Source organism: Streptomyces sp. NPDC097617 (genome assembly GCF_044761485.1).
Classification (GTDB): domain Bacteria; phylum Actinomycetota; class Actinomycetes; order Streptomycetales; family Streptomycetaceae; genus Streptomyces.
The window spans coordinates 1-12,129 of record NZ_JBIWCL010000042.1; the positions used below are offsets into that span (position 1 = coordinate 1).

12 protein-coding genes are annotated in these 12,129 nt (G+C 72.3%); 4 read left to right on the plus strand and 8 right to left on the minus strand.

Annotation, left to right across the window (positions count from 1 at the left end; all coding sequences use genetic code 11):
- The coding region (locus tag ACIQZO_RS38395) for an adenosylhomocysteinase (RefSeq protein WP_398679795.1) at nucleotides 1-136 on the plus strand (136 nt) is incomplete at its 5' end.
- A gap of 142 nt (nucleotides 137-278) precedes the next feature.
- The gene (locus tag ACIQZO_RS38400) at nucleotides 279-896 is read left to right on the plus strand and encodes a DUF1772 domain-containing protein (RefSeq protein ID WP_403635765.1); all 618 of its coding nucleotides are present in this window, start codon (nucleotides 279-281) and stop codon (nucleotides 894-896) included.
- 68 nt (nucleotides 897-964) lie between these two features.
- On the opposite strand, the gene ACIQZO_RS38405 is transcribed toward ACIQZO_RS38400, so the two are convergent.
- The 6 genes from ACIQZO_RS38405 to ACIQZO_RS38430 all read right to left on the minus strand — a co-directional run bounded on the left by ACIQZO_RS38405 (nucleotide 965) and on the right by ACIQZO_RS38430 (nucleotide 7,631).
- Nucleotides 965-1,462 (minus strand): DUF1772 domain-containing protein, encoded by a 498-nt coding sequence (locus ACIQZO_RS38405; protein WP_403635767.1) that lies wholly within the window; start codon nucleotides 1,460-1,462, stop codon nucleotides 965-967.
- Between the two features lie 300 nt (nucleotides 1,463-1,762).
- On the minus strand, nucleotides 1,763-3,127 hold the full coding sequence (locus tag ACIQZO_RS38410; RefSeq protein ID WP_403635769.1) for a carotenoid oxygenase family protein: 1,365 nt from the start codon (nucleotides 3,125-3,127) through the stop codon (nucleotides 1,763-1,765).
- 33 nt (nucleotides 3,128-3,160) lie between these two features.
- The gene (locus tag ACIQZO_RS38415) at nucleotides 3,161-3,601 is read right to left on the minus strand and encodes an SRPBCC family protein (RefSeq protein WP_403635771.1); all 441 of its coding nucleotides are present in this window, start codon (nucleotides 3,599-3,601) and stop codon (nucleotides 3,161-3,163) included.
- A 265-nt stretch (nucleotides 3,602-3,866) separates the two neighbouring features.
- Nucleotides 3,867-5,867 carry an AAA family ATPase gene (locus tag ACIQZO_RS38420; protein WP_403635773.1) on the minus strand — a complete coding sequence of 667 codons (2,001 nt, stop codon included), beginning with the start codon at nucleotides 5,865-5,867 and terminating at the stop codon, nucleotides 3,867-3,869.
- 32 nt (nucleotides 5,868-5,899) lie between these two features.
- Entirely contained in the window at nucleotides 5,900-6,295 is a 396-nt protein-coding gene (locus tag ACIQZO_RS38425) for a nuclear transport factor 2 family protein (RefSeq protein WP_403635775.1), read from the minus strand.
- 115 nt (nucleotides 6,296-6,410) lie between these two features.
- A complete protein-coding gene (locus ACIQZO_RS38430; protein ID WP_403635777.1) occupies nucleotides 6,411-7,631 on the minus strand; it encodes a cytochrome P450, cyclodipeptide synthase-associated in 1,221 nt (406 codons plus the stop codon).
- A gap of 654 nt (nucleotides 7,632-8,285) precedes the next feature.
- On the opposite strand from ACIQZO_RS38430, the gene ACIQZO_RS38435 reads away from it, so the two are divergent.
- On the plus strand, nucleotides 8,286-9,722 hold the full coding sequence (locus tag ACIQZO_RS38435; RefSeq protein WP_403635779.1) for an MFS transporter: 1,437 nt from the start codon (nucleotides 8,286-8,288) through the stop codon (nucleotides 9,720-9,722).
- A gap of 399 nt (nucleotides 9,723-10,121) precedes the next feature.
- Nucleotides 10,122-10,565: a transglycosylase SLT domain-containing protein gene (locus ACIQZO_RS38440; RefSeq protein WP_403635781.1), complete on the plus strand. Its 444-nt coding sequence runs from the start codon at nucleotides 10,122-10,124 to the stop codon at nucleotides 10,563-10,565.
- A 349-nt stretch (nucleotides 10,566-10,914) separates the two neighbouring features.
- On the opposite strand, the gene ACIQZO_RS38445 is transcribed toward ACIQZO_RS38440, so the two are convergent.
- The gene (locus ACIQZO_RS38445; protein ID WP_403635783.1) at nucleotides 10,915-11,583 is read right to left on the minus strand and encodes an HAD family hydrolase; all 669 of its coding nucleotides are present in this window, start codon (nucleotides 11,581-11,583) and stop codon (nucleotides 10,915-10,917) included.
- A gap of 64 nt (nucleotides 11,584-11,647) precedes the next feature.
- Nucleotides 11,648-12,010 (minus strand): hypothetical protein, encoded by a 363-nt coding sequence (locus ACIQZO_RS38450; RefSeq protein WP_403635785.1) that lies wholly within the window; start codon nucleotides 12,008-12,010, stop codon nucleotides 11,648-11,650.
- Between the last annotated feature and the right edge of the window lie 119 nt (nucleotides 12,011-12,129).

Consider the following 12,129-nt stretch of genomic DNA (forward strand, 5'->3'; position numbering starts at 1 on the left):
GCACCTCGACGAGAAGGTCGCCCGCCTGCACCTGGACGCGCTCGGCGTGCGCCTGACCACGCTCCGCCCGGAGCAGGCCGCCTACATCGGCGTCCAGGTCGAGGGCCCGTACAAGCCGGACCACTACCGCTACTGACCGAACGAATCACGCCACCGGCTCTCGAGCACCGCTCGAGAGCCGGTGGAAACCCCATGGCCGGGCATCCCGGGGAATGCCACGATCGGATGTCCGTGCCGAGGGCGAGCACAACTCCCAACACCGCAGATGAGGATGTCCCATGAACCCCAATCCGGCCGGTAGCCCCCAACAGCACCCCGCCGGCGGCCCGAGCCCCTATGCGGCCCCTCCCGGCGCCTGGGCCCAGCCCGGAGCGCCGGCCCCGGCGACCGCCGAGCGCGGCAAGGCGGCCACCGTCCTCCTCCTGGCCTCCACGGTCCTCGTGGGCCTGATGGCAGGTCTCTTCTTCGCCTTCGACGTCTCGGTGATGCCGGGCCTCGCCGCCGGCGACGAGCGCACCTACGTCACCGCGATGCAGAACTTCAACTCGGCGATCGACGGCAACGGCCTCTTCGGCATGGCGTTCGTCCTGGCCCTGCTGCTCTCCGCCGCCTCCGCGATCGTCGAGTTCCGCAAGGGCCGCCGCACCGTCGCCGTCTGGGTCGGCGTGGCCGCCATCGCCTACCTCGTCGTCCTGATGATCACCTTCTCCGTGAACATCCCCCTCAACAACGAACTCGCCGACGTCGGCGACGCCGCGAAGCTCACCGACTTCTCCATCGTCGACAAGTTCAAGACCACCTGGGTCTCCACCAACATCATCCGCACCCTGCTGTGCACGGTGGCCCTCACAGCCCTCTCCCGCGCCCTCGTCCTCTACGGGCGCGCCACCCGCTGACCACGGGTGCCGCGCCAGGAAGTCCCCCCGCCGCCCCGGCCGGGGGACTTCCTCATGTCGTCAGCCCGTCAGCCCGTCAGCCCGTGCAGGTACAGGGCCCAGGCCAGGAAGCCGACCGCGGCCGTGCACAGCAGCGTCCGCCACACATTGGCCCGGGCCCACGGCCCCTCGAAGGCGCGGCGCACCGCGGCCGGGTCACCGATACGGGCGACCGGGCCGGCCTTCTCCAGCGCGTTGTTCAACGGGATGTTCACCTTGTTGGTGAGCCCCATCGACAGGATGTAGCAGACCAGGGCCGCGATCAGCGCCGGCAGCACATCACGGCCGTCCGAGGGGATGTGCAGGGCCAGCGCCAGCGCGGTGAACAGGAACGCGCCGATGTAGCCGAGGACGAACCAGCCGTTGAGAATGGCCTTGTTGATGTGCTGCATGACCTCGATGACCGTCCGGTCGTCCGTGCGCTTCAACCCCGGCATCACGGAGACGGCGAAGCCGTAGAACAGGCCGCTGACCAGCCCCATCGTGACCGTCGCGGCGATGAGCGAGGCCAGGCGTGCGGTCTCCATCGTGTGTCCCCCTGCTCGCCCGTCCACGGAGCTTCTCGGTCATCGATTCTTCGGGAACGGGTCATCGAATCGTCAAGTCATGGCGACTATACGGGCGGGGGCGCCCCCCGTCGCGGGGGAATCGAGCGATCTTCCAGCACCTCTTGAGCGACACGCGGACCAGGCGGGCCCGGCGGTGACATGCGGGAGCCGGAGCCGCGAGACGCTCGCGGCTCCGGCGGCCGGCCCGGGTCAGGGGGTTCCGCAGGCCGGCGGTGGTGGACGCGCCCGGGGCCGGCCGGACGCGTCCACCGCTCGGGGTCAGCCCGCGGAACCCTCCAGCGAGCCGTCGGCGATCCAGGAACCGTGCAGCCCGGCGGCCACCCGGTGCGGCAGGTGCACGGTGGCGACCCGCTCGAGACCGGAGGCGTCCAGTACCAGCAGCTGCGAGGAATCCTGCTTCAGGTCCGAGACGACGGTCAGCAGATAGCCGTCGTCCTCACTCGTGGCGTGCGCGGCCGGGACGAACACCGCCTCACCGGGCATCCGGGCGTCACCCACCCGGTGGATGCGCCGGGCACCGGTGGAGCGGTCGTACTTGACCACACCGTAGCCGCCCAGACCGTTCTCGTCGGGGAAGGAAATGGCGTACTGGTAGCGGTTCTCCGCGCCCAGGTACTCCTCGTTCAGGGTCGGGAACTCCACCGGCAGGTCGTCGATGATCTGCTCGTCGACGGTACCGGCGACCAGGTCCAGCACCCAGCGGCGGGTGTAGGAGCGCGAGACGGGCTCGCTGCCGCGCCCCGGCGCGCCGACCCACCAGTTCCACGACAGCCGGAAGCCCTCACGGTCCACGGTCGGGCCCTCCAGGACGATCCGGCCCTGCCCGTCCTCGTAGGCGTTGGAGACGTGCAGCATGTTGCCCGGCTCGATGGAGAACCAGCGCACCTTCCCGGCGCCGTCCTCCCCGCGCGGCATCACTGCGATACGGGAGGGCTGGGTCTCGCTCCAGCTGTACGGGATGCCCGAGCTCTCCGCGTGGTCGAAGGTGACGTTGCCCTCGACGAAGACCACATGGCGGCGGGTGAGCGCGAAGTCGTGCTTGAGCGCGGCGGTCGCCCCCGGCACCTCCGCGTCGTGGACGATCTCGCCCTTGGCGTCACTGACGTAGTACGTCAGGAACGGCGGGAACGGCGAGGACCCGAAGAAGTGGAGCTCCCCGGTCACCGGGTCCTCCTTGGGATGCGCGGTCATCGCACTGCGCAGCTTGCCGCCGAAGTCGTGGGCGCCGACCGTCTCCAGCTCCGGGGTGAGCTCGAAGGGCAGGTTCGCCTCGCACAGCGCCAGGAGCCGTCCGCCGTGCTCGATGATGTGGGTGCCCGCGGCGCTGGCGGTCAGGTCCGGCCCGCGCTCGGTCATGTACGGGGCGCCCTCCAGCGCGGGGGTGTGCACCCAGCGGTTGCGGTACCACTCGGCGCGGCCCTCACACAGCCGGATGCCGTGCACCATGCCGCTGCCCTTGAACCAGTGCGTGGGGGTCACCCCGGGCTTGGGGTTGTGCCCGTTGCGCAGCAGGCGGCCGGTCAGCTCCGGGGGCAGGGTGCCCTCCACGGTGAGGCCGGTGGCGGTGACCTCCTCGGCGACGGGGGTGAAGTGACCGGTCAGGTACGGCTTGGAATCAGTCATGGCAGAAATCTCTCTCATTGATGTGATGCAACGTCAGGAAGGCTGTTCGGCACGGCTCTTGAGATGGGAGAGCCAGCTCTGCAGGGAGTCGTGGAGGGCCTTGCCGAGCTCGTCGGTCGCGGCGTCGACCGGAGCACCGCTCCAGGACTCCTCGGTACGGACGGTGGTGCGCCCGCCGTCCTCCTCGAACGTCCACACATGCACGCCGGTGATACCGGCCGCCGGCCCGCCCCACACGATCCGCTTCCCGGGCACCACCTCGCGCACGGTGGAGGTGATGTCCAGGCCGTGGGTGTGCCAGCGGAAGGAACTGCCCGCCTCCGGCGGCCCGTCGACCTCCACCCGGTCCACATCCGTGTTCCAGTCGGGCCAGGCCGCGAAGTCGGTGTGCAGCCCCCACACGGTCGCGAGCGGGGCCTCGATCACGGCGCTCAGACGGACGATGACGGGAGCACTCTCGTCGATGGTGACCATGGCGGTCCTTCCTGTTCGGGCGGGCAGGTATCGGTGCTGAAGTGCGCGGCGGGAGGAAGCGGGAGCCGGGGCCGCGCCGCCGCAGCCGGCGTTCACCCGGCCGGTGTTCACCGGCCCGCCCCCGACCCCAGGGCCCCGAGCGGCGCCCGGCCCGTCTGCCTACGTGCAACCTTCATGGCACACAGACTCGGCGCGGACGCTGTCCACTATCCAGACCCGACGGCGCCGCGCACTGTCCACTGCTGTCCGCACCTGTCCACCCCGCCTACCGCGGGTCGTGCAACTCCCGCTCCCACAGGGCCTCGCAGAGCAGGTCCAGGCCCTGACGCAGATGACGGCGGTAGGTACCGTACGGAAGACCCAGCCGCCGCGCCGCGGCCTCCTGGGTGGGAGCACCGGAGAGGTAGCCCGCCGCCAGCGCGTCCCGGGCCCGCACCCCCCGCGGATCACCCGCGAGATCGTCGACCGCCCCCCGCAGCAGGGCCCGCAGCTCCCCGACCGGCTCGGCCAGGTCGGCCGCGAGCCGGGTCCGCAGCAGCGCGCACGCGGCGAACACCTCCGCCTCGCGCCAGTGCGCCAACGCCTCGCGCACCGCCTGGTCGAACGCGGTCCGCGACAGCGGCGACGGCCCGGACGGCGCGGGCACCTCGGGGGCCGATATGAAGTGCATCAGCCAGCTCTCCACCGGCAGCCGACGCCAGTCGACACCGAACAGCCCGTAGGTGTACTCACCCACCCGCGGCCGCGCCCCCGTGTCCTCCAGGGTGCCCTTGACCCGCTCCGCCCACGTCTCGGCGTCCTGGAAGACCGCGAAACCGTACGCCCGACCCCGCGCGCGGGCCGCCTCCGCCTGGGCCCGGGAACTGCTCAGGTCGATCACCCGCGAAGGCACCTGGTACTGCTCGGGATAGACCGAGAAGCGGCTGACGCCGATGTGCTCCCCGGGACTCACCGGCCCGCGGTCCTCCGTGTAGCGCCACGCCGCGGCCACGACGGGATCGGTGGCCGCGTCCTGGGGGTCGGCGGGGAAGGGCAGCACCAGCCGCGCGGTGAACGCCACGATCCGGCCCGTGCTCACGAGCCGGTAGACACTGAAGGCCTGCGGCTGGCGCTGCGCCCAGTAGCGGACCAGTTCCGCCGAGGCGGGCCCCTCCGTCTCGATGGCCATGCGCAGGATGACATCGATGTCGTCGGGGTGCAGCGGGCGGTCGTGGACCTCGTCCTCGCGGGACCAGGACCGCAGCCGGGCCAGCGTCGGGCCCTCCCGGAACAGGTAGAACAGATCGTCGGTGACGGTCCACACCCGCTCCTCGGGCGCCTCGCGCAGGATCCGCAGGTATTCGTCCGCCAGGCGCTGGCGCATCGCCTCGAAGGCGTTGGGCGCCCGCCAGCGCAGATCGGCGGCCAGTGTCTCGCGGGCCGCGTCGTGCGGGTGGAGCCCGCGCAGGGTGGACTCCATGAAGGGCAGGTCCCGCAGCCAGGAGAAGAGCGGATGGGCGTCCTCCCCGGGGAGCACCGCGCTCAGCAGCTCCTCGGACGTCGAGTGGGCCTGCGCCGCCACCTCCAGGGCGCGCCGGTGGGCCGCCGTGGGCACCTCCCCGATCAGCCCCGCCAGCAGGGTGCGCAGCACGTCCGCCGTGGGCGCCCAGATCTCCTCCCGGCCGCAGCCCTCCGATCCGGCCGCGGCCGCCAGCGACAGCGCCAGCGGGTTGCCCCCGGCGAAGCGCAGCACCCGGTCCCGCAGTTCGGGCCGGATCCGCGCCGCCACCAGCAGGCTCCGGGCCTGCTCCGCGGAGAACGGCTCCAGTTCACTCACGTGCAGGAGCCCGGACCAGGCGGGGTCGGCGGCCCACTGCGGCTGCGGTGCGCGCCGGCCGCCCAGGACGACCAGGGTGTCGTTCGCGGCCCGCGGCAGGAAGTGGTGCCACAGCCAGCTCTCCAGCCACTGGCAGTGCTCGAAGGAGTCCACGAACAGCACCGTGCCCGGAACATCGAGGAACGGTCCGGCGGCGCGCTCGAAATCGGCCGGGTCCCGGCTGACGAACCGGCCGTCGAGCTCGACGAGCAGCCGCCCCGCCGTCCGCGCGTGGTCCGCCAGCCGCCGCAGCAGCGTCGACTTCCCGATACCGCCCGGCCCGTACACATAGAACGCGAACGGCGCCTGCGGATCACCGGCCAGAGCCTGTCCGAAGTGCCCGAGCTCCTCGTCCCGGCCGACGAAGGCCTGCACGCGCGCCCTGCTCAGTCTTTCCCCCACGGATCCCATGGCGGCTCCCTTCTCCCCGGTTGCGGAGCTTGTCATTTGATGAGCCCGAGGTTCGCGTCCTCGGTGTCGCCGGTGACCAGGAGGGTGGTCTCCTCGACGCGCAGGAAACGGCCGTCGGGGGCCATCCGGGCGAAGAGGTAGACCTCGGTGCGGGAGGTGTGGCCGTCGTGGTGGGTGAGGGCGACGGTGTGGCGGTCGGCGTAGGACAGGCCGTCGCGCAGTTCGTCCTGGACCTCGACCTGTCCGCCGCGGATCAGGGAGCGCAGGCGCGTCATGTGCCGGGCGAAGGAGGTCCGGTCGCTCCACACGCCGTTGGTGCGCTGGCGGTAGTCGGGGGCGAAGTGCCGGTCGATGGCCTCGGTGAGGTCGAGTCCCGGAGTGAAGAGCAGGTCGTTGATGGCTCTGGTGATGTCGGTCGGTGTCGTCATCGTGTTGTCCTGAGGGGGAGTGGGGGGTGTACGGAAGGCCCGGAGGCCCGGAGGCCCGGAGGCCCGGGGAACGCGGCGGGGATGCGGCCGCCGGTCACGGCGGCCGGCCGCGGTCTCAGCGGACGGGAGTGAAGTCCAGCGACAGCGAGAGCGGACCGCGGGTGTACAGGCCGGCCTCGCGGTAGCGGAAACCGGGGCTGTAGCGCACCTCGTCGAGCAGGGGCAGGAGCATAGCGGCCACCGTCTCCAGCTCGGCGCGCGCGAAGGCCGTACCGACGCACTGGTGCAGTCCGCTGCCGAAGGCCAGGTGCTCGGCCGCCGCGGTGAAGGAGCGGGCGGTACCCAGGTCCGGGCGGTGGATGTCGAAGGTGTCCGGGGCGGCGAACGCGCCGGGATCGCGGTTGGCCGCGCCGATCATGCAGAAGACGGTGGCGCCCGCCGGGACGGTGACACCGGCGAAGACGCAGTCCCGCTCCGCCCGGCGGGGAATGAGCTGGACCGGCGGGGTGCAGCGCAGGGTCTCGGCGATCGCGGCGCCCAGCAGCTCCGGGTCCCGGCGGACCTGCGCCAGCTGCCCGGGATGGTCGATCAGGTGCTTGAACAGCAGGGCGAGCGTCTTGTCGGCCGGCTCGGTGGAGGCCGCCAGCACATTGATGATCAGTGCGGTGACATCGCGGTCGCTCATGGCGACACCGTCGAACTCGGCGGTGCACAGCCCCGATATCAGGTCGTCGCCGGGATCACGGCGCCGCTCCTCGATGACCGGCCGGAGGTACGCCTCCAACTGCTCGGCGCACTCCATGCAGTGCCGGCGCCGCTCGGGAGTGAGCGTCAGGCTCGTGATGAACTCGGCGACCCCGCTGTGCCAGGCGGCCACCCGCTGCCGGTCCCTCCTCTCCAGGCCGAGGACATCGAGGGCCACCTGCACGGCGAAGGGCTTGCCGAAGTCGTTGACCAGGTCCATCCGCCCCCGGGACAGGAGCGGGGCCAGCAGCTCGGCGGCGTTGGCACGGATGGCGCGCACCTGTCTCTCCAGGGCCGGGCCGGTGAACGCCCGTACGACGATCTTCCGTTTGGCGGTGTGCTCGGCCCCGGTCATCTGGGCCAGGACCGGCCCGCGCATCACCGGCTCGGCGCGCACCTGGAGCGTCTCGGTACTGAACGCCTCATGGTCGCTCAGCACCCGCTTCACGTCCTGGTGGCGCGAGAGGAAGTAGCTGTCGATGGCCGGCTCGTGGTGGACCGGTACCTGCTCCCTCAGGTGGGCGAACCAGCGGTAGGGGTCGGCGGCGAAGTCCTCGGACAGGACACTGAATCGGGCGGGGGACACGTGCATGGTGGAACCTCTCGAAAGACACTGTGCGTGGCGGGAGCACCACGCACCTCGTGCTGTCGAGAGAGCGGCAGGCAGCCCCAACCGGGCTGCTAGACGCACGAACCACCGGTCGGGTTCCGCTGCTTGGAGAGCACTTCACCGCCCACTCGGGCAGCGGCCGCCGGCGGCCGCACCCCGGGCACCGCAGTAGGGCGGCGCCGGTCCGGTACCAGGTGTCCAGGACCTGCGGCCAGAGCGCGGCGGCGGCCGGCGCCGCGCAGTGCGGACACAGCGGCGAGCCGTCGCAGCCCGGGGACAGCCCCGCAAGACGTTGCGGCCGGTGAGCCCGTCACAGCGCTCCCGCGCCGGCCCCTGCGTGACGCTGTCCCACCGCGGCCCCGGCGAGTGGACCGGCCTGCCGGGCCTCTCGTACCTCTGCTCGGCGCACACGATCTCCTCGGCGACGAGCCACCCCCCCACCCGCACGCCGAGCACCCCGGCCCGCGGACCGGTGGGCAGTGGGCATCGCCGATCGGCCGGACCCTCCTCGATGCGACGCCCCGGCCGGACTGCGCCCCGCAGCGGGCCGCTCCACAATGGGATGACGGCATGCGTACGGCCGGTCAACGGTGCCGTACCCCGCCGCCGACCGCGTCGGCTGAGAGGAACGCCCTCATGCGCGCGGAGACTTCGCCCGCCGCGCGGAGGAAGGGGGCCTTCGTCGCGGTCGCCGTCGCCCTGTTCTGCATCCAGCTCGACTTCTTCGCCCTCAACCTCGCCATCCCCGGCATCGCCGCCGAGCTCGGCGTCACCGTCTCCGCCGCCCAGTGGACCCTGTCCGCGTACATGCTCGCCATCGGCTGCTTCTTCATCGTCGGCGGCCGCGTCGGCGACGTCTTCGGCCGCCGCGCCACCCTGCTGGCCGGGACCGCCCTCTTCACGGCGGGCTCCGTGGGCTGCGCGCTGGCACCCGCCCTCGGCCCCCTCGTCCTGGCCCGCATCGCGCAGGGGGTGGGCGCGGCCTTCGTCTTCCCGGTGTCCGTATCGGTGATCACCAACACCTTCCCCGAGCGGACCCGCGCCAAGGCCCTGGGCGCCGTGTTCGGCGTCGCCAACATCGGCACCGCGCTCGGCCCCTTCGTCGGCGGAGGATTCACCGAGGGACCCGGCTGGCGCTGGATCTTCTGGCTGATGGCCCCGCTCGGCCTGCTCTCCCTGCTCATCGCCCTCGCCTACGTACCCGACTCCCGCGACACCCGCGCACCGCGCGAGCTCGACCTCCTGGGCTGCGCCCTGATCGTGTGCGCGCTGGCCACCCTGACCCTGGCCGTGGAACGCGGGGACGCCTGGGGCTGGGGCAGCGCCCGCACCCTCGGCTGCTTCGCCGCGGCCGTGGCGGCCGGCGCCCTGTTCCTGGTGCGGGAGCGCCTGGCCCGGCACCCGCTGGTGGACCTGCGGCTGTTCCGCAACGTCCCGTACGTCCTGGTGACCGCGATGGGCTCGCTCTCGAACATGGGCTACGGCGTCACCGTCTTCCTCGCCACCCTCTACCTCCAGGGCGTACGGGGCCTCTCGCCGCTCCTGGCGGGCACGGTCTTCCTGGCCCCTGCCCTGCTGGTGGCGCTCAGCGGGCCGCTCGGGGCACGGCTGGGCCGGCACATGCGCCCGACCGCGGTGATGGCGCTCGCCGGGGCCGTGGCGGGCACGGGGATGTACGCCCTGGCCGAGGCCACCGCCTGGTGGCTGTACGTGCCGGTGTTCGCCTGGTGCGGCCTGGGCCTCGGGCTGGGCTGGACCTTCTCCAGCGTGGCGACCCAGCAGGTCGTCGCACCCGCCAGGGCGGGGGAGGCGTCGGGCGTGCTGCTGACGTTCCTGGTCACGCTGGGCGCGATCGCCCTGGCCGGGACGGCGGCGGCGATCTCCGCGATGACGCCGCAGCGGCCGCCCGAGGAGGCCTACGACGCGATCCTGCGGCTGGGCGGGCTGTTCATCGTCGCGACGGCGGTGGTGGTCATGGCCGTACGGCACCGGCTCGTGGTGCTCGGCCGGGTCCCGCCGCTGTCCCTGCGGGCGGGCGCTGACGCCGGGCGGGAGCCGGGCCGGCGCCCCTGAGCCCTTGGCGCGAGGGGCCCGTCCGAGCCCGTTCCTTCGATCCCGAGGCGGTTCCGGCATCCCACCGCCCCTCTCAAAGGCGGATAAAGGGTGACATTCGGTGAAATTCGGGCGGCCTGGAGGTGAGCCGCCCCATAGGGCCCACGTCACATACGAGCCGGGATAGTAGCCTCCGAAGGGCCCGCCGACCCCGCCCCGAACCGGCCCCCACCTGCACGGACCCCGCCACCACCACCCCGGGGCCCCAGGTCCCCGACTCCGAGGCCCCCTAGTAAGAAGGGGCGTTGCCAGGGGGTCGGGCGGTCGGTAGAACTGGATGAGTCGCCAGGCGGCACGGGTACTTCACCCGCCGCCGACGAACCCCTCTCCAGCGCGTGAGTGGCTCACGCATGCTCCGGCATGCCGCGACCGCCCTTGTTCCCTGTGGAAGGTCTCTCCGTGTCCAACTCCGTCATCCGCCGCATCGCCGCTTCGAAGAAGTCCCTCGCGGGTACCGTCGTCGCCCTCGGTGTCGCCGGTTCCATGCTCGCCACGGTTCCCGCCCAGGCGGCCCCGACGAGCGCCAAGGCGATCGCCCAGCAGATGATCAAGGACCCGGCGCAGTTCGCGGCCTTCAACAACATCGTTTCCCGCGAGAGCGGCTGGAACCACACCGCCACGAACGCCTCCTCCGGCGCCTACGGCCTGGTCCAGGCCCTGCCGGCCTCGAAGATGGCCTCCGCCGGCGCGGACTGGAAGACCAACCCCGCCACCCAGATCAAGTGGGGCCTGGACTACATGAACGACCGCTACGGCAGCCCGGTCGGCGCCTGGAACTTCTGGCAGAACAACCACTGGTACTGAGCCGACCGAGCTCACCAGCGGACAGCAGACGCACGAAACGCCCGGCCGGATCCCCGGCCGGGCGTTTTCGCGTACCCGCCCCCGGATCCCGGCGGTATGACTTCGCCCGTGGAGGACGAGCGGGGGACCGGGCGCAGGACACCATGGACGCGGCCGCGGCGATCAGCCTGATCCGGGCCGCCGCGGACCGGACCGGGCCGCCCCGGCAGCCTCCCTCGCACACCGTGCCGGCCGGAACGGGGCCCGAACGCGCACGCTGGACCGCCGCCCGCCGGTGGGCGCGCCGGATCGCGACGGGCCGGCTCGACCCTCACCCCCCGCCGCCGGAGGCGGTAGACGGTGCCTGCGCCTATGCCTGCGCCTGCGGCTCCCGCCCGGCGATGAGGCCCGGCAGTTCGCGCATGTCGTGGAAGACCACGGTGCGGGGCCCCGCCAGCCGTTCGGCCGGGGTGAGCCCGCCCGCGTAGCCGAAGGCGCGCATCCCCGCGGCGCGGGCGGCCAGCACACCGGGGCGGCTGTCCTCCACGACCGCGCACGCGGCCGGATCGACCCCCATCGCCCGCGCCGCGTGCAGGAAGAGGTCGGGTGCGGGCTTGCCGCGGGACACCTCGGTGGAGCTGAAGACGCGGCCCGCGAAGCGCTCGTGGAGCCCGGTGACGCCCAGGGTGTGACGCATCTTCCCGTGCGAACCGCTGGAGGCCACGCAGACCGGCAGCGTGATCCCGTCCAGCGCCCCGGGCAACCCGTCGACCGCCTCCAGCCCGGTGTCCACCGCCTCCCGGTGACGCCTGATGAGCTGCTCCCACCACAGGGCGGCCGTCTCCTCGCCCAGCCGCTGCGCGATCTGCTCGCGGATGGACTCCTTGGAGCGGCCCATGAACCGGTCGACGACCTCCTCGGCGGTCAACGGCCAGCCGAGCTCCGCCCCCAGGGCGATCTGGATGCGCAGAGCGATGCGCTCGGTGTCGACGAGTACCCCGTCGCAGTCGAATATCACGAGTTCGATCGGCTTGATCATCCCGGCAGCATAGGAGGCCGCCGCCCACGCCCGCGAAAACCGCCCCGCCCCGCCCGGACCGGGTCTAGCGGCCGCGGCGCTCCCCGTGGTGCAGCGCGAGCGCGGCGACGGCGCCCGCGGCGAGGACACCGGCCGCCATGAAGCCGCCCCGTGAGCGCCACGACAGCACCGACCACCGGGACTGCGCGGACAGCACCGAGCCCGTGCTGAGCCAGGAGGCCGCGGACAGCGCGGACAGGGAGGACCCGATGGAGGCGGCCGACAGGGCGCACCCCACGGACCCGACCGACAGCACCGATCCCACCGACCCGATCGACAGGACCGATCCCACCGAACCGATGGACAGCACCGAGTCCTTCGACCACAGGGAGAGGCAGGACCCACTACCGCGCCACCACGAGTCCGCCAACGCATCAGGTTCGGTCACAGGAACATCCTGACAGGAGAAAGCCGTCCGGCACGGCCGAACCGGCCGCCCGCGCGCCATCTGCGTGTCATCTGCATGGATCTCGCCAGATTTGAGATGGCCGACAGCACTGGTTCCCC